This window comes from Claveliimonas bilis, from assembly GCF_030296775.1.
In the GTDB taxonomy this organism is placed as follows: domain Bacteria; phylum Bacillota; class Clostridia; order Lachnospirales; family Lachnospiraceae; genus Claveliimonas; species Claveliimonas bilis.
The window spans coordinates 494202-515461 of sequence record NZ_AP027742.1 but is presented as its reverse complement, the minus strand read 5'-3'; the positions used below and the strand labels follow the sequence as shown (position 1 = coordinate 515461).

At 42.5% G+C, this 21260-nt stretch carries 15 protein-coding genes; all 15 read right to left on the bottom strand.

Annotated features, from left to right (window positions below; translation table 11 throughout):
* Positions 1 to 13: 13 nt before the first annotated feature.
* The 15 genes from R2J37_RS02445 to rpoB all read right to left on the bottom strand — a co-directional run bounded on the left by R2J37_RS02445 (position 14) and on the right by rpoB (position 21226).
* Positions 14 to 1126, bottom strand: coding sequence for an EpsG family protein (locus R2J37_RS02445; RefSeq protein WP_316266133.1), 1113 nt, complete (start codon positions 1124 to 1126; stop codon positions 14 to 16).
* A gap of 26 nt (positions 1127 to 1152) precedes the next feature.
* Positions 1153 to 2304, bottom strand: coding sequence for a glycosyltransferase family 4 protein (locus tag R2J37_RS02440; RefSeq protein WP_316266132.1), 1152 nt, complete (start codon positions 2302 to 2304; stop codon positions 1153 to 1155).
* A 14-nt stretch (positions 2305 to 2318) separates the two neighbouring features.
* Complete coding sequence (locus tag R2J37_RS02435; RefSeq protein ID WP_316266131.1) at positions 2319 to 3086, bottom strand: glycosyltransferase family 2 protein; 768 nt, start codon at positions 3084 to 3086, stop codon at positions 2319 to 2321.
* Positions 3087 to 3116: 30 nt separating this feature from the next.
* Complete coding sequence (locus R2J37_RS02430; protein WP_316266130.1) at positions 3117 to 3815, bottom strand: sugar transferase; 699 nt, start codon at positions 3813 to 3815, stop codon at positions 3117 to 3119.
* A gap of 20 nt (positions 3816 to 3835) precedes the next feature.
* Entirely contained in the window at positions 3836 to 5062 is a 1227-nt protein-coding gene (locus R2J37_RS02425; RefSeq protein ID WP_316266129.1) for a DegT/DnrJ/EryC1/StrS family aminotransferase, read from the bottom strand.
* Positions 5063 to 5273: 211 nt separating this feature from the next.
* Positions 5274 to 5783, bottom strand: coding sequence for an antiterminator LoaP (gene loaP / locus R2J37_RS02420; protein ID WP_316266128.1), 510 nt, complete (start codon positions 5781 to 5783; stop codon positions 5274 to 5276).
* Between the two features lie 370 nt (positions 5784 to 6153).
* Positions 6154 to 8046 (bottom strand): polysaccharide biosynthesis protein, encoded by a 1893-nt coding sequence (locus R2J37_RS02415; protein ID WP_230107232.1) that lies wholly within the window; start codon positions 8044 to 8046, stop codon positions 6154 to 6156.
* Positions 8047 to 8378: 332 nt separating this feature from the next.
* Complete coding sequence (locus R2J37_RS02410; protein ID WP_316266127.1) at positions 8379 to 9854, bottom strand: LCP family protein; 1476 nt, start codon at positions 9852 to 9854, stop codon at positions 8379 to 8381.
* 15 nt (positions 9855 to 9869) lie between these two features.
* Positions 9870 to 10595 carry an immunoglobulin-like domain-containing protein gene (locus R2J37_RS02405; protein WP_230107234.1) on the bottom strand — a complete coding sequence of 242 codons (726 nt, stop codon included), beginning with the start codon at positions 10593 to 10595 and terminating at the stop codon, positions 9870 to 9872.
* Positions 10596 to 10606: 11 nt separating this feature from the next.
* A complete protein-coding gene (locus R2J37_RS02400) occupies positions 10607 to 11293 on the bottom strand; it encodes a polysaccharide biosynthesis tyrosine autokinase (protein ID WP_316266126.1) in 687 nt (228 codons plus the stop codon).
* A gap of 13 nt (positions 11294 to 11306) precedes the next feature.
* Positions 11307 to 12080 (bottom strand): YveK family protein, encoded by a 774-nt coding sequence (locus R2J37_RS02395; protein ID WP_316266125.1) that lies wholly within the window; start codon positions 12078 to 12080, stop codon positions 11307 to 11309.
* Positions 12067 to 12804 (bottom strand): CpsB/CapC family capsule biosynthesis tyrosine phosphatase, encoded by a 738-nt coding sequence (locus tag R2J37_RS02390; RefSeq protein WP_230107237.1) that lies wholly within the window; start codon positions 12802 to 12804, stop codon positions 12067 to 12069. The genes R2J37_RS02395 and R2J37_RS02390 overlap by 14 nt, the downstream gene beginning before the upstream one ends.
* A gap of 161 nt (positions 12805 to 12965) precedes the next feature.
* Positions 12966 to 13529 carry an HD domain-containing protein gene (locus R2J37_RS02385; RefSeq protein ID WP_316266124.1) on the bottom strand — a complete coding sequence of 188 codons (564 nt, stop codon included), beginning with the start codon at positions 13527 to 13529 and terminating at the stop codon, positions 12966 to 12968.
* A 180-nt stretch (positions 13530 to 13709) separates the two neighbouring features.
* Entirely contained in the window at positions 13710 to 17351 is a 3642-nt protein-coding gene (gene rpoC, locus R2J37_RS02380; RefSeq protein WP_316266123.1) for a DNA-directed RNA polymerase subunit beta', read from the bottom strand.
* 14 nt (positions 17352 to 17365) lie between these two features.
* Positions 17366 to 21226 carry a DNA-directed RNA polymerase subunit beta gene (gene rpoB / locus R2J37_RS02375; RefSeq protein ID WP_256193496.1) on the bottom strand — a complete coding sequence of 1287 codons (3861 nt, stop codon included), beginning with the start codon at positions 21224 to 21226 and terminating at the stop codon, positions 17366 to 17368.
* Positions 21227 to 21260: the final 34 nt, after the last annotated feature.

The window sequence follows — 21260 nt, the reverse complement described above, 5'->3', positions numbered from 1 at the left end:
TTCGCTTTCTATTTTAAATTAAAGTAAATGGCACGTATGCATTTGAATTTATATTCATATACATTCTCATATATAAATAGGTAACAAACAGCATAAACGTCATAAATTTAATTGTTATATTACGCCGTATTTCCGGTAAATCAAACATCCTAGGCAATAAGAAATATTGTGCAGAATTATATGTTAAAGCTGCTCTTGTTAGAGCATTCGAACTGTTTAGCGCAATTACATAAACAATTGAACCGATTAAATAAAGATTTAAATACCTGTCTTCATTTTGCAAAGTACACATTTTTTCTTTTCTTCGTACTACATATATAAAAAGAATTAATAAGAACACTATATTTAAGAGTGCCTTAAATGTAGTAAACCTATTGTCATATGTCACAGAAAAAGTTTGATTAGCTCCATACATAATATAACTGTAAATACTATTATAAATTCTCTCCCCTAAATATGAGGCAATTTCAAGAACAAACTTTGCCATATAATTAGAGAATAATACTACTAGTCCCAATATTATATAATAAAATTTTTTCCATGCAGATTTTCTAAATATAAAATATGCTCCCGCCCATATTATACTCATAGTATGAAATCCCATCGCGATAATCACCGATAAGAGAAATTTTTTTAGATTTTTTCCCTCTATATATCTAATACTATATACACATATAGAAACCGCTACTGTACTTCTAATAATAAATATGTTTCCAAAATTCAGTGACCATAATATAAATAGAGTAGTAAGTGCATATCTTTTATTGTTTTCGTCTTGCCAATATGTATAAATTTTGTACCAAAGACCCATCACAATTAAGGCCATTACAAGCCTTAAAATATAGTATTTAGTAGTAAACCAATGTATAATTACATTTATAAGCTCATATAAGTATTCAAATCTATTATCCTGAAAATTAGTCAAATGGGAATTAGTGATATTCTCAAAATAGGCTTTATATGTTGTATAATCCCCCATAGGTCCAGAATAAAAGCCTGAAAAAATAATTAATATAACTACTGTAATTTTTATTATAATCTTTTTACTTCTTCCTGAGATATAACTAAATAACTCTACAAAAGATAAAAAGGCTAATATCCCAAATACTATGTTATAAAAAATCATAGTTCCTCCAATCCACTACTTTTTCGTTAACAATATATATTTTTTACAACATTATTTGATATCACTTGCCAGGAGAATTTAGAATAAATATTTTTAAATAAATTTTCCCCCATCATTTTCATTTCTACATTCGACATTTCCATAGCTTTACCTATAGCCATATTTAGTTCCTCGTTTTCTATCCCACATACTAATCCATCCTTTTGATCTTCTATATATTCTGAAATAGCGCCTGCTTTTGTACAAATTACCATCTTTTTGAATGTCGCTGCTGTAAAAACCACCCCACTCATAGAGGCATGCCTATATGGTACAATTACACAATCTGAAATGTTAATATAATAATTTAATATATCTTCCTCTAAATAACCTTGTATATATATAATATTATCCGTACTTTTTATTTGTTGCACTATTTCCTCCAACTCTAAATATACAGAATCTTTCTTTCCTACCACTAATAAAAGCGCATCTTTATCCAAGTAATTTTCTTTCCATATTCTTATCAATCTATCTGTTCCTTTGTTAAAATAATGATATCCGTACATAATAAAAATTTTATTATATTTCATTCTTAACCTATCTATTTCACTCTTTTTATCATTGTATATTGATAATCTAATTGAGGTTCCTTGTCCTAAATATACCCCATGATATTGAACTTTAATTTTATTTCTAAATTCCGGAAAAATTTCAACAAATTCATCTCTTATCGCCTCTCCATGTACAAGTATATAATCAAAATAACTATATACTTTTTTCAAAATTTCTATTTTCCTTTCTCCATTTATATGCGGAATCACATTATGAGCTGTTAAAATTATTTTTTTTGTCCCCATTATTTTTCTCAATTTTTCCAAAAAAACAATATCCGCTTTATAGAATAACAACCAATGAATATGAATAATATCATATTCGTTGGCATTTATAATCTTTATGATTTTGTTCCATGCAACAATATATTCAATTCCTCGAAGTATGGTTCTTCTAACAGATTCAGACATATTTTCTGTGTTTTTAAAAAATATGCGAAATAATTTTCCATTTGGATTAACGCCCTTATAATAATAATTAGATACATAATCCAAATTAATTAACCTATTCATAGAACTTATAAAACCTGATGTATAATATTGGTCATTGCGTATTCCCCAAGGATTGATCAATAGTACTTTCATTTTCTGTTCTCTTTCTAAATTATTTTCTTTTCATACTTTTTCTTCTTCAGCACGCCATAAAACATATTCCAGCAGGCATACCAAAGTGCAACTATGGCTTTTCTCTCATCACAATAATGAAATAAATCATAATGACTTTTCAATTTTTTACCCAATTTATCATGAGATATAGACTGCTTTCTAATTCTGTACTGTGCAAGGTTTTCTTTTAGTAAATAGCAATTTGCTTTTTTACAAAGTTTTAATAAGATTGCATAATCATTATTCTTCTTGATATCCTTAATTTGAATAACTCCCATAACTTTTGAACTATACATAAAGGTTAAACAGCCTGGATACCCATAGTCATACATCCTTTTCTTAGTAACAACATCTGGGCCTGTAACATAAATATTTAAAGGATTGGATTCTTCATCAATTTTTACATAGTCATGATAAGAAAAAATAAAATTATTCTTTTTCATAAATTTAATCTGATGTTCCAATTTTTCAGGATCCCATAAATCATCTGAATCTAAAAATGCAATCCACTCTCCCTGTGCTTCACGCAATGCCCTATTTCTAGATAATGCCGCTCCACAATTCTCTATATTTTTGAAATATTTAATCCTTTTATCTTCAAATAAAGCAACTACTTTATCAGTATCATCGGTAGAACCATCATCTATAATCAGGAGTTCCCACTGCTTATAACTCTGATTAATTACAGACTGAATGGATTCACCAATAAATCTCCCAGTATTCCAAGAAGGCATAATAATTGAAACTAATCCATCAATCATTTTCTTTTTCCTCCCGTATTCTTTACCATTTTATTTATATTTCCTTCCCAACACCACAAATACAGTTCGTATCATCGTCATCATATCTTTAGCAAGGCTAAACCTTTCAACCGCTTTAAGATTATATCTCATTTTTTCTTTTAAAACTTTCTCTACATATACACCATCTATATCATCAGTTTCATCTAGTAATTTCGCTTCATCTTTATATCGAATACTGGCTTCAGATGTGATTCCTGCTGGAAGGAGTAACGTTGCCTTCATTTCATTTGTATACTTTTTTACATACTTTGGAACTTCTGGTCTGGTTCCCACAAAAGACATCTTTCCAAATAAAACATCAAACAACTGTGGCATTTCATCTAATCTGTATTTACGCAAAAACTTGCCAATTTTAGTAATTCTTTTATCTTCCACAACAGTTACTAAGCTCCCTACTTTGTCTGCATCTTTTATCATTGTGCGGAATTTATGGATACGAAATTTTTCTCCATATGCCGTGATACGCACTTGCCTATAAAACACTCCTCCCGGAGAGTCAAAAACAATTAAAAGTGAAATTAATGCCATTGGAAATGCTAAAATAAGTAGCATAATGAAAGATAGTATAATATCAAAAATTCTTTTTAGAAAAAGGCTTATTCTATGTTTTGCTAAAATATCATAATATTTTTTTACTTCTGGTGTTTTCATGTCTTCCGGAAGTTCATTCCACTTTCTCAAAAACATTTATTTTCCCCTCATATGATTTAAATTGTTTTCAATATCTTTGTCAGTTTGTCTATTACATAATCTACATCCTCATCAGTCAGTTTCGTATGAAGAGGTAACGTAATCAGATTATGATAATAGTCATAAGCATTAGGAAAGTCTTTTATATCCCACCCCAACGCTTTATAAGCTGTCATCATTGGCAAGGGCTTATAATGAACATTAGTTGCTACTCCCTGTACTGCCATTTCTCTAATAATTTCATTACGCTTTTTTTCTGTAATCCCTGGAACACGAATGAGATACAAGTGACCACTACTTTCCGCATCTTCATCATAATGCTTTAAATACTCTACTCCCATTTGGTCCATAGCTACATTATATTTTTCTATTATCTCTCTTCTTCTCTCTAGCAACGCTGGATACCGATCCAATTGTTTTAAACCAATAGCCGCCATGATATCTGTCATATTGCACTTATAGAGCGGTGCCACAATATCGTATTCCCATGCTCCTAGTTGCGTTTTTGCTAATGCATCTTTACTCTGTCCATGCAAAGAATAAAGCTGAAACCATTTATAAATTTCATCATCATCAATGCCGGGTATTGTTTTCCAACTGCTTGCTCCGCCTTCTGCCGTAGTAAAATTCTTCACTGCATGAAAACTAAAACTGGACATATCTGCAATTGCTCCTGCTTTTTTTCCATACCGTTTTGCCCCCAAGGCATGAGCGCAGTCAGCTACCACTGCTATTCTTCCAAGCGCTGTTTGAATGCGTTGTCCAAGTTCTGTATTACCCGAAGGCTTAAAAAGAGATTTTTTATTTTCTACTGCTTCAAAAATTCTTTGATAATCACATACCACTCCTCCAATATCTACAGGAATGATAGCTTTTGTTTTTTTATTGATAGCAGCTTCCATTGCATCATAGTCCATTTCTACAGATCCTGGTTGAGAATCTATAAAAACTACTTTAGCTCCCACATGAATTGCAGCGGCGGCTGAACTTGTATATGTATAGGCAGGGACAATAACCTCGTCTCCTTCTCCGATTCCTAAAATTCTTAAATTTAGTTCTTCCGAAGCCGTAGCTGAATTAAGACATACCGTTTTATTTACTCCAATAAAATCTGCTATTCGATTTTCCAATATCTTTGTTCTTGGTCCAGTAGTAATCCAACCAGATTGCATTGCATTAGCCACTTCTTCTATTTCCAATTCCGTAATATCGGGAGGACTAAATAAAATATTTCTTTTTTCCATTGCTTATTCCCACTCCATCTTTCTACTATTCCCCCACAAAAAAAGGACATGCCTTCCGGCACAGCCTTCGCCATGCCAAAATCGCACATCCTCTATATCCTTCCAGCCCCCTGGCCGCGGCAAAGCGACGATCCAAAGACCTGAAATTCTTTCTTGTTTCTTCCTATTATTAAGTATCAATTACTATCCGTATGGCAAAGTCCTATCCTTCTCATTCCCTCTTCTTTACAATCTCCACTCCCACCTGTGTCTCTACCTTCCGTCCAAACATTTCAATCTCCAGATAAGCCCGGCGTTTGTGACGGTCGATCTTTTTAATAAGAGCTTCGTTGCCTTTGAGAGGGCCGCTTGTGATGATAACTTTGTCATTTTCAATGATTCCCCTGGACATCTCCACGATCTGATCCTCTTTGCCGAACCGCTGTAAAAATTCAATCTCCGGCAAAGTCAGCGGAACGACCTCCTGTCCTGTCCCAAGCAGTTTTGTAAGTCCTGTTACTTTTTTAAGTTCCAGGAAAAGTCTGTCTTTATCCCCGCTAACAAGGAACACATAGCCGGGAAACAGCACTTTCTTTTCCTTGTGCCACTCACCATGATATTTCTTCATCTGCTCACAGTAGGGAATAAAACTTTTTTCAAGGACAGCCGGGTCAACGATCCGGCTGCACTGTGTGCTGATTTCTTCTTCGTTCCCGGTTTTCACCTGGATTACATACCACATTGCTTTCCTTCCTGCTTTGCCTGTGGAGAATAAAGAGTTCCGCAATTGGAACTCCCGCGCCGGGCGCGGCCGCCTTAGCGGCAAATTTCCGCTTTGTGCGGGTGCGCACCCCGCGGAGCGTTTTATTTCATAAGGGAACGAAGTTTCCTATGAAATAAAAAAAGGTATGCTTCGCCATTTTGACCATCGCATAAACCTCTGCCTGATTGTTCATTTGTGCAGATGCAGCTTTTGCTGCCCGCACATCAAGCGGAAGGTTATGCCATGCCCAAAATGCAAAACATACCTTTATCACCCTTCACGGTCCCAAACGCGGCAAAGCGACGATTTGGAACTTTAAAGTTTTGTCATAATCTCAAATTATTATGTATCAATTGCTGAAATTTGTCAATTCCTTCTTCTTATACTGGTAAGTCGGCACGATCTCTGAAACGATCTCTTTGATCTTATCGGATTCCATCCTGCTGGCCTCATCTAAAAGCTTCAGTTTTTCTCTGAAATCCTCGTCATCCATCTCAATAGGCTTTCCGATAAAAATCAATTCGTTTTCTGTTTCTGTCATGCCTTCTTCATCCATAAGGAGCTCTTCATAGAGCTTCTCGCCCGGACGAAGTCCGGTGTATTCTATCTTGATATCCTCATCCGGAACATAGCCGGAGAGGCGGATCAGGTTTCTTGCCATATCGTCAATCTTGACCGGCTCACCCATATCCAGAACGAAAATCTCTCCTCCATGGGCATAATACGCTGCCTGGAGTACTAAAGACACGGCTTCCGGAATCGTCATAAAATAACGGATAATCCGTTTATCTGTTACAGTTACCGGTCCGCCCTCGGCGATCTGTTTCTTAAACAGCGGAATCACGCTTCCGTTGCTGCCAAGTACATTTCCGAAACGGACGGCTACAAAGTCGGTGTCGGACTGGCGGTTCATCATCTGCACCACCATTTCACAGAGACGCTTGGATGCCCCCATGATGTTTGTAGGATTTACTGCCTTATCTGTGGAGATCAGTACAAACTTTTTCACGCCGTATTTGGCAGCTGCCTGTGCTACTTTATATGTACCTTCCACATTATTCTTGATCGCCTCGTTAGGGCTGTCCTCCATCAGCGGCACATGTTTGTGGGCTGCAGCATGGAAAATAACTGCCGGTCTGTATTTCTCTATCACGGAGTTGACACGCCTTGTGTTTCTTACAGATCCGATCAGAGTCTCCAGGTGAAGCTCCGGATATTTTCTCCTCAGTTCCTGCTGGATATCATAAGCGTTATTTTCGTAAATATCGAAAATGATAAGTGTCCTTGGCTCTGCTTTCGCGATCTGACGGCAAAGCTCGCTTCCAATGGAACCTCCTCCTCCTGTTACCATGACTACCTGGTTCTTCAGGACGTGGAGGATTTCATCATTATTGACCTTTACCTGCGCACGTCCCAGAAGGTCTGTAATTTCCACATCGCGCAGTTTTGTGACACTGACTTCTTCATTCAGAAGCTGGTACACACCCGGAATGGTCTGCATTTTACATCCTGTATCTTTGCAGAGATTCAGGATTGCTTTCCGGTTTGCCCCGGTCGTTGCCGGAATCGCATAAATGATACGTGTAATTTTGTATTCTTTTACTTTATCTACAATATCATATCGGTTTCCTACAATGGGTACGCCTTCCAGAACCCTTCCTTTTTTGTTGGGGTTATCATCGATAATACAGCACACCTTGGTATTCAGATGATTGCTGGTCATCATTTCCTTGATTAGGGTCTGTCCTGCCTGACCTCCCCCGATCACCATTACACGGTCTGCCGGCTCTCCTTCATTCTGACGTTCTCTGTTAAAGTAAGAGCGAAGCAGCCGGTAGGCAAATCTGGAACCTGCTGTCAGCATGATACTGATCATATATCCCATAAAATAGTAGGACTTCGGCATATGCAGCTTCATAAACAGCATTCCGGCGATATACAGTACAAGAAGTACCATATAGGCCTGTACCATGGCTTTAAATTCTGCCATTCCTGCAAACCGCCAGATACTGTGATACAGACGAAAGCCGTAAAATACTACAATTGTTATAATGACCCAGTAGGGCATGGACCACACATATCCGTCAAGATATTCCCTGGGAATCGCCGAAAAAATAAAGTCAAATCGCAGAAACAAAGCTGCCAAATAGGCTGCCAAAACAGACAGCGCATCAATAAAGGCCAGCGCAATTGCCCTTTTCACCCATACATGATCCAGTTTTCGTTTCTTTTGTTCTCCCATTTTCTTTTCCCTCTGATTTTATGCTTTGAGCGAAGAAAGAGTCTCAAAAAATCATGTTGGTCACTTATGGCCGCCTTTCTTTTCTGAGACACTTCTTTTAACCGGCTTTTCAGTCAGCTTCAAATATATTCCTTTTCAGAAATAAAACAATTCCCGCTATTCCTGCTATTACAGCCGCTATTACCGCCATTGTCGGATCTACTGTCGCCAGCATTTTTTCTCATCCCCTTTGTTTTTCTCTGGAATCTATTCTACCAAGATATTTCCAAAAAACAACTTGTTCGTCACAATCAGCCATTATACGGTTCTTTTTGACACTCTTTAGGTGTACTTTATTGTCCGCTTAATACCTGATTCATCTTTTCTTTAATAGAAGAAACAACTGCATCATCCGGCCACATTACATATAATGGCTGGCTTCCTGATGAATAACATGCCTGAGTGTCTCCGGTTCCTGTTGCCGCTACGGATTCAATGGTCCAGCTTGCTCCGTCGGAAAGCTGCATATTAATAAATTTCGCCATATCCTGCTGCGTCATATTTGTCTCTACACTGTCGCTGACACTTGCAATGATCTGATTTGCATTTGTCAGAATTGCCGGTGACATGGCTTTCTGCAGGATTCCGGTCAGAACCGCCTCCTGGTTCTTTCCTCTCTGATTATCGCCGGCCTGGAAGCTGTAACGTTCTCTTGAGAATGCAAGCGCCTGCTCTCCGTTCAGCGTATTGATTCCTTTGTGGAACTGATATCCGCCGGCCTCAAAATCATATTCTGAATTGACATCCACGCCGCCCAGCGCATCTACGATCGTGATCAGTGAAGTAAAGTTTACTCTCGCATAATAAGTAAGGTCAATACCATAGACATTTTCCAGTGTTGCCATAGATACATCTACGCCGTAAATTCCCGCATGGGTCAATTTATCTCGCTGTTCGCCGGAAACATTTGGAATAGTCACATAATAATCACGGGGTGTTGTAGTCAGTAAAATCTTCTTTGTGTTGGGATTTACTGTCATAATGATATTCACATCGCTTCGGCTGTTGGTCGTAATCGGACCGGATACGTCAATACCGCTGATATACACATTGAACGGCTCTTCGATATTTGTCTCTTCCTGCTCGATCGGTGTATCAATGCCGTACTGATAGAGAACCCTCACCTGATCTGCATAATCCTCTATGGTTTCTTCAATAATTCCCGCAAAGGCCTCATTATAAACAGCAGCTTCGATTTTCCCATCCAGAAGTCCCTGTGCCTCGTCCTGAACGGTGTCAAACTCTACAACCTTCAGTTCTCTTCCCACTGCTGACTGAATGTCTTCCTTCATTTTCTCATTATTATCCTGGTCAGCTGCAGTCTGGAATCCAAACCGGTAATCCTGAGCATCCAGAAGATTTTCTGCCGGATCGTCCTTTTTCACTACGACGATCATATTATCCGTCTTGTATGTGGCTCCTCCTACATCTTTCAAAAGCTGATTTGCCTTAGAAAGATATACCACTCCAAAAGCCAGACCAATACTGATCAAAATACTTAAGACAATTCCTAAAATAAATATTTTATTTTTGACATACTGAAGTCCGAAGGTCAGCCCAAACAATATGATGAGTACTACGATCAGCACTATCATATATTTCATGGGGACCATGCCGCTGTTCCACGCTACTACGATCAATGCTGCAGACAAAAGCAGCTGCAGGAGCGCCAGAAGTTTCCCTGCCAGATGTTTCGGACGCTTTTCCGTAGAATGTGAATGTCTGTGATGACTTCCCTGTGACCGGGAATGTCTGCTGTGCTTTTCCATAACTACTTTTCTCCTTTACTGTACAACTAATGTAAATGCTACAGGCGCTGAAACATTTCCGTCACTGTCTTTCACAGAAAAGCTTAACGCATAGCTTCCCGGAACAGAGGTATCATATGCTCCATCCACCATTACCTGTCTGGATAACACATCAACATTATCTTTATCATCTACCATTCCCTGCACAACACTCATAGGATCAAATGTTGTGCCTGCTGTGATGGTTGCAGAATCACTTGTCAGAGCAATTGCAGGATTCGCTCCATCCGGAGTGAGTTCTGTCTGCTGCTCTTCTGCCTGCTCCTGTGCGGCAGCTTCCTGCTGCGCCGCCTCCTCTTCTGCCTTTTTAGCTTCTTCCTCCGCCTGCTGTTCTTCTTCCTCTGCTTCCTGTGCAGCATCATCTGCGCTGCTTTCACCGGAATGATATGTAATTTTTCTTCCTTTTGTCGCTACATTTTGTTCCTTGTCTGTAACGCCGTAATAAACGACAGCGGTGTCTTCTCCTGTAACAATAATACGATCCACAAACACCTGATCTGTCAGATCTCCGTCTATATTGTCCGTGGCGGTCACGCCTTCCATCAGACCCTCATAGGAATCTCCCTCTGTATAGGTGATATCTCGCTTTTCTATGCTGATCTCGGGCGGTGTATGATCCTTGCTGATATAGATAAAAACAGATACCGCACCAAGAATCACACAGGCTGCCGCCATCATCATCCATATGACACGCTGCTTCATTTCTTTATCCTCTATTTCTTTCCGTAATCTCCGTAATACTGTCCATAGTATTTTCCGTAATATTTGTTCTGCTTCATATTTACTTTATTCAGCACAACTCCAAGGATCGGGCATCCTGCTTTTTCCAGCTGCTCCTTTACTGTCCTTGCAAATTTATAACTGATCGTATGTGCCGAGATGACCAGCACAGAAGCATCACACACTCTTGCAATGATGGCGCTGTCAATGACGCTTCCAAGAGGAGGCGCATCAATAATAATGTAGTCGTATACTTTTCTGGCGCTTGAGATCAGTGCCTCGAATCGCTTTTGTCCAAGGAGCTCTGCCGGATTGGGCGGAACAACTCCTGCAAACATGACAACAAGTCCCGGCTCCTGGGTCTTGTACATCACTTCTTCCACTTCTGCCTGTCCGGACAGGAAATGGCTTAAGCCCTTTACCTCTTCTGTCACTCTGTGACGTCCTACCAGAACAGATTTCCTAAGGTCAGCGTCAATAAAGAGAACTTTCTTGCCGCTTTCCGCCAGTGACATGGACAGTCCCAGGGAAACGGTACTCTTTCCTTCATTGGGAGTACAGCTTGTCAGAACGATAACCTTATTGTCCGCACCGGAAAACTCTATATTGGTCCGAAGTGTTTTGTAAGCTTCGTTGCTTCGGTAATCTTTCGCTATATTTTTTAATGTAATCTCCTGCATCGTCTATCCCTCCTTATCTCCTCATTTGTTTTTCCAGTTTTCTGGAAGATAATCCCTTTACTTTCTTGGATTTCTTCACACCCTCCTGGATCGGGATAGAAGTCAGGGTATTTAATCCCAGATAGTATTCCACATCGTCTGGTGTTTTAATCGTATCGTCCAGGACAAAGATCAGTATGATAATTCCGGCTGCGATCAAAATGCCCAAAAGTCCGCCAATAGCAATATTCTTCATTACGCTTGGTGAAGAAGGTTCTGTAGGAAGATTGGCTTCCTCTATTGTATTTACGGCGTCCGCTTCCATGATCTCAGTAATCTGAATGCTGACAGAATCTCTTAATGCATCTGCAATCTCTTTTGCCATCTTGGGATCTTCATTTTCCACGCCGATCGTCAGAATACGGCTCTCTGCTGTATTTTCTGTTGTAATGGAATTTTTCAGCTCTTCTGTGGTCATATCCAGATTAAGGACAGCGATCACCTGCTCCAGCACCGGCCGGCTGCTTACCAGTTCCATATAGTCCTGCGTCAGCTGGGTACTTGTCTGCAGATCATTGTAGGTGACGCTGGCATTTCCTTCTGTTCTGGAAAGGACATACATGCTGGTTGTGGAAGTATACATCGGTGTCATAAAGAGTTTGGTCCCCACAAAGGCAACCAGCGCCATCAGGATCCCTGCAAGGATGATCAGATGGATCTTATTCCACAAAGCCAGAAACAATTCCGTAAGATCAATGGTTATTTCTTCATTTTCAAAATCGCGGTTTGTTGTTTTATCTTGACTCATTCTTCTTCTTTTTCTTCAGCATGTCAGCCGCATTGCTGAAAAATATCCTCCTCATATATTCTTCTCCGTATTTTTTCCGTACATACTCTGCTGCTTTTTTCATACGAGGCGCGCGATGCCTCGGACTATGCGCATCTGTTCCCACACAGAACACCATCTCATCTGCTAAGAGTTCCTTGACAAATTTCTTCACTTTGCGCCCGCCGTCTCCTGCAATGCTTCCTGCATTTACCTGGATCAGCACGCCCATGTCAGCAAGATGATCTGCAAGAGTGATATCTTCCCTGATACAGTTATATCTTTCAATATGCGCCAGAATTACAGTGAACCCCTTCATTTGTATCTGCTGGATCCCCTGCTGGATATATTCGAATGTATCCATAGGAGAAAATTCCACCAGCACGGTTCCGCTTCCGTTCATTGTCAAAATCTTCCGTTCCTTCAGTTTTGCAGGAACATCCTGTCCAAAGTAAATTTCAGTCCCCAGAAAAATCTTCATTTTCTCATCGATCTTCCGGGCTTCCAGTCTGACCTTTTTAATCTGCTCCCGCAGTATCTCCGGCGCTTCCTTTCCTCTTTTCGGGTGATGGTGCGGTGTTGCAATGATATAGCGTATCCCTTCGTCATGTGCGATCTGCAGCATGCGTATGGTATCTTCCATACTCTGGGCACCGTCATCCACACCTGGAAGTATATGGCAATGCATATCAATAAACCTGTCCATTTCTGCCCTCTCCTGCTTTGTTCTAAGATATCCGTTTTTGCCCAATCATTATACTCCAGTTTTCTGCCATAATCAATTAATAATCATATCATAAAGGTGTTAATTTTTGTATATTCCTGCATGAATAACAGGATTTTTGTAAAAAAATGGCGAATTTCCTTCTATAAACCGATCTGATCTGCAATAGCCCCCATCTCTTCCAGCGCAACATCGATCAGATCATCTAATGAAAGGCCTGTAAATTCGATCATTTCCATATAATCCCGGTTTGCCCCTTTTGCAAAACGAAGCTCATTAAAACGCTTCATAACGGATTTATGCTTTACACTGGCAATTTTTTTATCCGGATAGATCTGGGCAACAGCTTTGACAAATCCGCTCATAGGATCCGCTGCCAGCAAAGCATACTGGATATTCGTCTTGGCTTTCATTCCGCATTTTGGATTGTGAGCCTTGATCGCGTCAAAAAGAACCGGGTCTTCAATTCCTTCTTTTTTCAGAATTTCTACAGATGTAGGACCGTGAACACTCATGTCATGCTGCCAGTCACACTGTTCTTCATCAAGGTCATGCAGAAGGCCTGCGATTCCCCAGTATTCTACCTGGTCCGGCGCCAGCCTTTTAGCCAGTCCCCTCATGATGGCTTCTACTGCATACGAATGAGTAATATAATTCTCCCCCTTCATATATTTCAGTAAAATTTCATGTGCCTGTTCTCGGTTCATTTCTAATTCCTCCTGTCTTTCTTCTATATCCTGTTTATTTTACCATATTTCACGGAATATGGACACTGTTTCTTTTTTCCTGTTAGGCTTTTTCTATTATTTCTTACTGTCTTTTCAACGCACAATATGCTTTTTAAAAGGACAGCGCCCATATGAGCGCTGTCCTTTTCATTTCGTTTCTTATTCCAGAATCAGATCTTCTGAAGTTTCTGCCGTCATTTCCGCATCTTCTGCAAAAATGTCGTCCTCCTCCGGAAATTCTTCCTTTTCTAATTCTGTATCCAGTTTTACATCGCGGTATTTTCTCATTCCTGTACCTGCCGGAATGTGTTTACCGATAATAACATTTTCCTTCAGACCTACCAGCGGATCGATCTTTCCTTTGATAGCTGCTTCTGTCAGTACCTTTGTCGTCTCCTGGAAGGATGCTGCGGACAGGAAGGAATTGGTTGCCAGAGATGCTTTTGTGATACCAAGCATGATCTGTTCGCCTGTTGCAGGTTCTTTTCCTTCTGCTTCCAGCTCAATGTTCTTATCTTCAAATTCCAGTGCGTCAACCATCGTTCCCGGAAGGAAATCGGAATCTCCGCTCTCTTCCACACGAACTTTCTTCAGCATCTGGCGGACAATGACCTCGATGTGCTTATCATTGATCTCAACACCCTGGAGACGGTATACTCTCTGCACTTCCTGGATCATGTAATCCTGTACGGCGCGAAGTCCTTTGATCTTCAGGATATCATGCGGATTTACGCTACCTTCTGTCAGCTCATCGCCGGCTTCAAGCTCTGCTCCGTCCTGAATCTTGATTCTGGAGCCGTAAGGAATGAGATAAGCCTTGGACTCGCCAGTCTCTTCATTTGTAACGATGATCTCGCGTTTTTTCTTTGTATCGTTGATGACAGCCTTGCCGCCGAACTCTGTGATGATTGCAAGACCCTTCGGCTTTCTGGCCTCAAAGAGCTCTTCGACACGGGGAAGACCCTGTGTGATGTCATCGCCGGCAACACCACCGGTATGGAACGTACGCATGGTAAGCTGTGTACCCGGTTCACCGATAGACTGTGCGGCAATGATTCCCACCGCTTCGCCAACCTGTACCGGTTCACCTGTAGCCATGTTTGCGCCATAGCATTTTGCACATACGCCCATATGGGATTTACATGTAAGGATTGTACGGATCTTAATCTTCTTAAGAGGTTCTCCGTTCTCATCCACACCTTTTTTCATGATCAGCTCCGCTCTCTTCGGCGTTACCATATGGTTTGCCTTTACGAGCACATTGCCGTCTTTATCTTTAATGCTTTCGCACAGGTAGCGTCCTGTAATACGCTCCTGCAGGCTTTCGATCTCTTCATTTCCGTCCATGAATGCTTTTACATACATTCCCGGGATCTCTCCGCCTTCCGGACGGCAGTCTACTTCATGAATGATCAGTTCCTGTGAAACGTCAACCAGACGTCTTGTCAGGTAACCTGAGTCGGCCGTACGAAGAGCGGTATCGGACAGACCTTTACGCGCTCCGTGAGCAGACATAAAATATTCCAGTACGTCAAGACCTTCACGGAAGTTGGACTTGATAGGCAGCTCGATGGTACGTCCTGTTGTATCTGCCATCAGACCACGCATACCTGCAAGCTGTTTGATCTGCTTGTCGGAACCACGGGCTCCTGAATCAGCCATCATAAAGATGTTATTGTATTTATCCAGACCGGAAAGAAGCGCCTCTGTCAGAGCATCGTCTGTTGCTTTCCATGTCTCAACAACTTCTTTGTAACGTTCTTCTTCCGTGATCAGACCACGTTTGTAGTTCTTGGTAATCCTGTCTACCGTTTCCTGTGCCTCTTCGATCATCTGCGGCTTCTGCGGAGGTACTGTCATATCGGAAATAGATACAGTCATAGCTGCTCTTGTAGAATATTTGTATCCGATCGCCTTTACATTGTCCAGAACTTCCGCTGTCGCGGTTGCTCCATGGGTATTAATTACTTTCTCCAGGATCTGTTTGAGCTGTTTCTTTCCTACATGGAAATCAATCTCCGGAAGCAGCTCGTTTCCTTCGATCTCACGATCTACGAACCCAAGATCCTGCGGAATGATCTCATTAAAGAGGAATCTTCCCAGGGTAGATTCCACTGTTCCCGATTTCACCGTTCCGTTCGGCATTGTCTTTGTCACGCGGACTTTGATCTTGGAATGAAGGGTGATGGCCTCGTTTTCATAGGCAAGGATCGCCTCATTTACACTCTTGAATACCTTCCCTTCTCCCAGTGCTCCCGGTCTTTCCTGTGTCAGATAGTAGATACCAAGCACCATATCCTGTGAAGGAACTGCCACCGGTCCACCGTCTGAAGGCTTCAGAAGGTTGTTTGGTGAAAGCAGGAGGAAACGGCACTCTGCCTGCGCTTCCACAGAAAGGGGAAGATGGACAGCCATCTGGTCTCCGTCGAAGTCAGCGTTGTAGGCAGTACATACAAGCGGATGCAGCTTGATCGCTTTACCTTCAACAAGGATCGGCTCAAACGCCTGGATACCAAGCCTGTGCAGGGTAGGGGCACGGTTCAGCATAACCGGGTGCTCTTTGATGACATCTTCCAGCACATCCCAAACCTCTGGCTGCAGCCTTTCTACCATTTTCTTTGCATTTTTGATATTGTGCGCTGTTCCGTTCTGAACCAGCTCTTTCATGACAAAAGGCTTGAACAGCTCAATTGCCATTTCTTTGGGCAGACCGCACTGATAAATCTTCAGTTCCGGTCCTACAACGATAACGGAACGTCCGGAATAGTCTACACGTTTTCCCAGAAGGTTCTGACGGAAACGTCCGGATTTTCCTTTCAGCATATCGGAAAGAGATTTCAGGGCGCGGTTTCCAGGTCCGGTTACCGGACGGCCTCTTCTTCCATTGTCAATGAGGGCGTCTACCGCCTCCTGCAGCATTCTCTTTTCGTTTCTTACGATAATGTCCGGTGCACCCAGTTCAAGCAGGCGTTTCAGACGGTTATTTCTGTTGATGATTCTTCTGTAGAGATCATTGAGGTCGCTGGTTGCAAAACGTCCGCCGTCCAGCTGTACCATCGGACGAAGATCCGGCGGAATGACCGGAATTGCAGTCATGATCATCCACTCCGGCTTATTTCCGGATTCACGGAATGCTTCCACAACTTCCAGACGTTTCACGATCCTTGCACGTTTCTGTCCGGTAGCGCCTTCAAGTCCTGCCTGAAGTTCCTCATATTCCTTATCCAGGTCGATCGCTTCCAGAAGTTCTTTGATGGATTCAGCGCCCATTCCCACACGGAATGCGCTTCCCCATTTTTCTCTTGCTTCCTGGTACTCCTGCTCGGAGAGAACCTGTTTATACATCAGGTCTGTCTCTCCTTTGTCCAGTACAATATAAGAAGCGAAGTACAGAACCTTCTCCAGTGTTCGCGGAGAAAGATCCAGGATCAGTCCCATACGGCTGGGGATTCCCTTGAAATACCAGATATGGGATACCGGAGCCGCCAGCGCGATGTGTCCCATACGCTCGCGGCGCACGCTTGCTTTGGTGACCTCTACGCCGCATCGGTCGCAGACTACACCTTTGTAACGGATTTTTTTGTATTTACCGCAGTGGCATTCCCAGTCCTTGCTTGGTCCGAAAATTCTCTCGCAGAATAATCCGTCCTTCTCCGGTTTCAGCGTTCTATAGTTAATGGTCTCCGGTTTTGTAACCTCTCCCCTGGACCATTCCAGCACTTTTTCAGGTGATGCCAACCCTATTCTGATCGCATCAAAAGTCATCGGCTGATAATTTTTATCATTATTTGTTTCCGGCATACTGGCACCCCTTCCTAAAATTCATCGTCTGACACTTCGTCAAAATCAATTGCGAAATCACTATCGTCAAAATCTTCCTCCGGTTCTTCTACATCCACGAGTTCTTCACCCTGAAATTCCTGCGCAGTGTATCCGTGTTCTCCCAGATTTTCTCCGTCATCCTGGTACTTTCTGTCCTCATTCATCAGTGAGCGGAAATCTGTTTCTCCCATATCCACAGTCTCCATGATCTCAACTTCTGTGTTGTCATCGCGCAGAACGCGGACATCCAGACCGAGGGACTGCAGCTCTTTGAGCAATACCTTGAAGGATTCCGGAATACCCGGTTCAGGAATATTCTCCCCTTTGATGATGGCTTCATAAGTCTTGACACGTCCCACCACATCGTCAGATTTCACTGTAAGGATTTCCTGCAGTGTGTAAGATGCGCCGTAAGCTTCCAGCGCCCAAACCTCCATTTCTCCGAAACGCTGTCCGCCGAACTGCGCTTTTCCTCCAAGAGGCTGCTGTGTTACCAGAGAGTACGGACCGGTAGATCTTGCATGGATCTTATCGTCTACCAGGTGATGCAGTTTCAGATAGTGCATGTGTCCGATGGTAACCGGACTGTCGAAAAATTCTCCGGTACGTCCGTCGCGGAGACGCACTTTACCATCTCTGGAAATAGGCACTCCTTTCCACAGTTTTCTGTGATCTCTGTTATCATACAGATACTGCATTACTTCCGGAAGCAGTTCTTCTTTATGCTTTGCTTCAAACTCTTCCCAGCTTAAGTTTACGTAATCATTTGCCAGGTCAAGTGTATCCATGATGTCATTTTCATCCGCGCCGTCAAATACCGGTGTTGCAATGTTAAAGCCAAGAGCCTTAGCCGCCAGAGACAGATGGATCTCCAATACCTGTCCGATGTTCATACGGGAAGGCACGCCCAGCGGGTTCAGCACGATATCCAAGGGACGTCCGTTAGGCAGGAACGGCATGTCTTCCACTGGAAGCACACGGGAAACGACACCCTTGTTACCGTGACGTCCGGCCATTTTATCACCGACAGAGATTTTTCTCTTCTGTGCGATGTAAATGCGCACTGCCTGATTTACGCCAGGAGACAGCTCGTCGCCGTGTTCTCTTGTAAACACCTTGGCATCTACAACGATACCGTATTCTCCGTGAGGCACTTTCAAAGAAGTATCTCTTACTTCACGGGCCTTTTCACCGAAGATGGCGCGAAGCAGTCGTTCTTCTGCAGTCAGCTCTGTCTCTCCCTTCGGAGTCACTTTACCAACCAGGATATCTCCTGCACGTACTTCCGCACCGATGCGGATGATACCTCTTTCGTCCAGATTCTTCAGAGCGTCATCGCCCACACCAGGAATATCTCTTGTGATCTCTTCCGGCCCCAGTTTGGTATCACGGGCTTCTGCTTCATATTCTTCAATGTGTACGGATGTGTAAACATCATCCTGTACCAGTCTTTCACTTAACAGTACCGCGTCCTCGTAGTTATAACCTTCCCAGGTCATAAATCCGATCAGCGGGTTTTTACCCAGAGCCATCTCGCCGTTGGATGTAGAAGGACCGTCAGCGATTACCTGACCTTTCTCTACTCTGTCGCCTTTAAAGACGATCGGTCTCTGATTGTAACAGTTGCTCTGGTTACTTCTTAAGAATTTAGTCAGTTTATATTTTTTCAGCACATTGTCGTCCTGACGTACTGTGATCTCTGTAGAAGTAGAACGTTCTACCACTCCGCCTTCTTCTGCAACCACACACACACCGGAGTCCACGGCTGCTTTTTCTTCCATACCTGTTCCTACAACCGGCGCTTCTGTCATAAGAAGCGGTACTGCCTGACGCTGCATGTTGGATCCCATCAGCGCACGGTTCGCATCATCGTTTTCCAGGAACGGGATCAGGGCTGTCGCCACAGAGAACACCATCTTCGGAGATACGTCCATATAATCAAACATGGTTCTTTCATATTCCTGTGTCTCATCACGATAACGTCCGGATACATTTTTACGGATAAAATGGCCTTCTTCATCAAGCGGCTCATTCGCCTGTGCCACATGATAATTATCCTCTTCATCCGCCGTCATATAGACAACTTCGTCTGTGACTCTCGGATTCTTCGGGTCAGATTTATCTACCTTACGGTACGGAGCCTCTACAAAACCATACTGATTAATCCTTGCATAGGTTGCAAGAGAGTTGATCAAACCGATATTCGGACCTTCAGGAGTCTCGATCGGGCACATTCTTCCGTAGTGGGAATAGTGAACGTCACGCACCTCAAATCCGGCGCGGTCTCTGGAAAGACCGCCAGGTCCCAGGGCGGAGAGACGTCTCTTGTGTGTCAGCTCTCCAAGCGGGTTGTTCTGATCCATGAACTGTGACAGCTGTGAGGATCCGAAGAACTCTTTTACCGCTGCTGTAACCGGCTTAATGTTGATCAGTGACTGCGGAGAAATTCCTTCCAGGTCCTGTGTTGTCATTCTTTCACGAACAACTCTTTCCAGACGGGAAAGTCCGATACGGTACTGGTTCTGCAGAAGTTCGCCTACCGCACGGATACGACGGTTGCCAAGGTGGTCAATGTCGTCATCGTTTCCAAGTCCGTATTCCAGATGAATATTATAGTTAATGGAAGCCAAAATATCTTCCTTTGTAATATGCTTTGGAATCAGATCATGGATATCTCTGCGGATAGCGCTTTTCAGCTCTTCAATATCTCCCGCCGTCTCTTCCAGAAGTCCGGAAAGTACCGGATAATATACCAGCTCGGTCACGCCGACTTCCTGGGGATCAATATCCACGATTGATTTCAGATCTACCATCATGTTGGAGAGAACCTTGATTTTGCGCTCATCTTCAGAATGCTCGATCCATACATATGGAACAGCGGCATTCTGAATATCGTCTGCCATTTCTCTCGTCACAAGGGTTCCTGCTTCTGCGATCACTTCCCCTGTCAGCGGGCTTACCACATCTTCCGCCAAAGTATGCCCTGCGATACGGTTGCGGAGCAGAAGCTTCTTATTAAATTTATAACGGCCGACCTTTGCAAGATCATAACGTCTCGGATCAAAGAACATGCTTGTGATCAGGCTTTCCGCACTGTCCACTGCAAGCGGCTCGCCCGGACGGATCTTCTTGTAAAGTTCCAGAAGTCCTTCCTGATAATTTGTAGCCGCGTCCTTTTCAAAACTTGCAAGGATCTTCGGTTCTTCGCCAAACAGTTCGATAATTTCCGGATTTGTCCCGATTCCCAGCGCACGGATCAGTACTGTAATCGGTACTTTTCTTGTCCGGTCAACACGCACATAGAAAACGTCATTGGAATCTGTCTCATATTCCAGCCATGCTCCACGGTTTGGAATGACGGTAGAGGAAAACAGTCTTTTACCAAGCTTATCATGCGCAATGGCATAATAAATACCGGGCGAACGCACAAGCTGACTTACGATAACACGCTCTGCACCATTGATCACAAAAGTACCGGTTGCTGTCATAAGCGGCAGATCACCCATAAAGATTTCATGTTCATTGATTTCGTCTGTTTCTTTGTTGTGAAGCCGTACCCGCACCTTCAGCGGAGCAGCATATGTGGCGTCACGTTCTTTACACTCTTCGATTGTGTACTTCACGTCTTTCTCGCATAAGGTGAAATCCACAAATTCCAGGCTCAAATGACCACTATAGTCAGAAATTGGAGAAATGTCATCAAATACTTCTTTTAATCCTTCGTCAAGGAACCACTGATAGGAATCCTTCTGGACTTCGATCAGGTTTGGCATCTGAAGCACTTCTTTTTGTCTGGAATAGCTCATGCGTGAACTTTTTCCGCTTTTGATAGGACGAATTCTGTTTTTCTCCATATGACGTTTCACTCCTCGTTTATTTTTTCGTGAG

Coding starts and splice junctions, on each gene's coding strand:
- R2J37_RS02395 (WP_316266125.1), bottom strand. CDS start 12,080: ATGAGTCAAGATAAAACAACAAACCGCGATTTTGAAAATGAAGAAATA.
- R2J37_RS02415 (WP_230107232.1), bottom strand. CDS start 8,046: ATGGGAGAACAAAAGAAACGAAAACTGGATCATGTATGGGTGAAAAGG.
- R2J37_RS02425 (WP_316266129.1), bottom strand. CDS start 5,062: ATGGAAAAAAGAAATATTTTATTTAGTCCTCCCGATATTACGGAATTG.
- loaP (WP_316266128.1), bottom strand. CDS start 5,783: ATGTGGTATGTAATCCAGGTGAAAACCGGGAACGAAGAAGAAATCAGC.
- R2J37_RS02410 (WP_316266127.1), bottom strand. CDS start 9,854: ATGGAAAAGCACAGCAGACATTCCCGGTCACAGGGAAGTCATCACAGA.
- R2J37_RS02435 (WP_316266131.1), bottom strand. CDS start 3,086: ATGATTGATGGATTAGTTTCAATTATTATGCCTTCTTGGAATACTGGG.
- R2J37_RS02385 (WP_316266124.1), bottom strand. CDS start 13,529: ATGAACCGAGAACAGGCACATGAAATTTTACTGAAATATATGAAGGGG.
- R2J37_RS02400 (WP_316266126.1), bottom strand. CDS start 11,293: ATGCAGGAGATTACATTAAAAAATATAGCGAAAGATTACCGAAGCAAC.
- R2J37_RS02430 (WP_316266130.1), bottom strand. CDS start 3,815: ATGTTTTTGAGAAAGTGGAATGAACTTCCGGAAGACATGAAAACACCA.
- R2J37_RS02405 (WP_230107234.1), bottom strand. CDS start 10,595: ATGAAGCAGCGTGTCATATGGATGATGATGGCGGCAGCCTGTGTGATT.
- rpoB (WP_256193496.1), bottom strand. CDS start 21,226: ATGGAGAAAAACAGAATTCGTCCTATCAAAAGCGGAAAAAGTTCACGC.
- rpoC (WP_316266123.1), bottom strand. CDS start 17,351: ATGCCGGAAACAAATAATGATAAAAATTATCAGCCGATGACTTTTGAT.
- R2J37_RS02445 (WP_316266133.1), bottom strand. CDS start 1,126: ATGATTTTTTATAACATAGTATTTGGGATATTAGCCTTTTTATCTTTT.
- R2J37_RS02440 (WP_316266132.1), bottom strand. CDS start 2,304: ATGAAAGTACTATTGATCAATCCTTGGGGAATACGCAATGACCAATAT.
- R2J37_RS02390 (WP_230107237.1), bottom strand. CDS start 12,804: ATGGACAGGTTTATTGATATGCATTGCCATATACTTCCAGGTGTGGAT.